The sequence below is a fragment of the Gardnerella sp. CCPDSM genome, assembly GCF_056754715.1.
The window spans coordinates 1-1,590 of the sequence record NZ_JBQEQO010000022.1 but is presented as its reverse complement, the minus strand read 5'-3'; the positions used below and the strand labels follow the sequence as shown (position 1 = coordinate 1,590).

At 38.6% G+C, this 1,590-nt stretch carries 2 protein-coding genes; both read left to right on the top strand.

The genetic code is table 11. The features are described 5' to 3' along the window. Positions 1-474: hypothetical protein (locus tag ACTJLE_RS06230; RefSeq protein WP_481267877.1), on the top strand; the 474-nt coding region annotated here is incomplete at its 5' end. Positions 475-486: 12 nt separating this feature from the next. Continuing rightward, positions 487-1,590 (top strand): phage tail spike protein (locus ACTJLE_RS06225; protein WP_481267876.1); only part of this gene is annotated, 1,104 nt, incomplete at its 3' end.

Below are 1,590 nucleotides of genomic sequence, written 5' to 3'. Positions count from 1 at the left end.
GAATTCATTGTCGCAAACAAAAACAAGTGGAGTGAAACATGCCATAGTGTTAAAACGTTAATCCACGGCAAGAGTGTGAAACTGTCTCTTGATGATGAACCATTGTTCTACTATCAGGGTCGAGTGTGGGTTAGTGATTTTAAATCGGATAAAAACTATTCAACTCTCACACTCAACTATAAGCTGCAGCCATATAAGTATAGTGTAGATGATTCGGATGGGGTTCACACAATATGGGGTGTGCAAGTAGATGATAAGCGGGAAATAACACTCGTTCACGATTTTGACATGACACTGATTCCAGAATTTAACAACCTGTCATCTAACAGTATGCTACTGGATTCTAATGGTAAAAAGTATGAGATTAAAACAGGCGTTAACCGTTTCCCACAGCTTCGTTCAAAAACAAACATGAGTTTAACATTCGTTGGAAACGGGATGGTAAATATTTCCTATAAAAGGGGGTGGTTGTGAGTGTACAGGATCATGCTTGATGATAATACGATTTACTATCCAAATGATGACAAAGCGGTACTTGATGATATCACGTTAAATTTGGAACTTAATACTGCAGGAACGTTAACGTTTACTTGCCCTAGTCAAAACCCTTGCTATGAGCTTATTAAAAACCGGAAATCAATAGTAAGCGTGTGGCGTGACGATGAGGAGATTTTCTTCGGCGAGGTTAGAGAACAAGTAAAAGACTTGTATGGTAGTAAGAAAGTAACTTGCGTAGGGTTGTTAACTTACTTAGCGGATAGTATTCAACCTCAGAAAGAATACCATGATCAGAGTTCCTACCAGCTTTTAGAAAAACTTTTACAAGCTCATAACAGTCAGGTAGATGATTATAAGAAAATAAGAATTGGTTTCGTCACAGTATCTGACTCGAATGATTCACTCTACAGGTTTACTAATTTTGAAACCACGCTTGAAGCGATCATGGGTAAAATGGTTGAAAAACTTGGCGGATATGTGCGTCTTAGAAAAGAAGACGGGAAACTTTACTTAGACTACCTACGTTTAGAAGAAATAGGTAAAGCTACAAGCCAGCATATTAGTTTCGGTTTAAACCTGCTTGAATACGCGGAAAACCTTTCAGCAGAGGATGTTACTACAGCGGTTATTCCTCTCGGAAAAGAGTTGGAAAACGAGAATAGTGAAAACGAGGTTCTTAAAAAGCATGTTGATATTACTTCAATAAACAATGGGAAAAACTATATAGTATCTCGTGAAGCGCAAAAAACATTCGGCTGGGTTTGTAAAGTTATTAATTTTAATAATGTGACAGTCCCAACTAATCTTATGCGCAAAGCTACTAAATGGTTACAGGATAACCAGTTTGAGCATGTAGAAATAAGCCTTAGCGCGGTTGACTTATCCGAGTTAGGTTTACATTATGCGACGATTAAGTGTGGGGATAGGGTTCGTTGCCTCGCTCCACAATTTGGCATGGATCGTGTGTTTCCTGTAGTAAAACAGACTATACCGATTCAAAAACCAGGCGAAGTTAGAATCGTGCTTGCGAGCAGGATTTCTAAAGGGTATGTGCAAAACGTGTCGCATGCTGTTCAAACGTTAAAAGAAGAA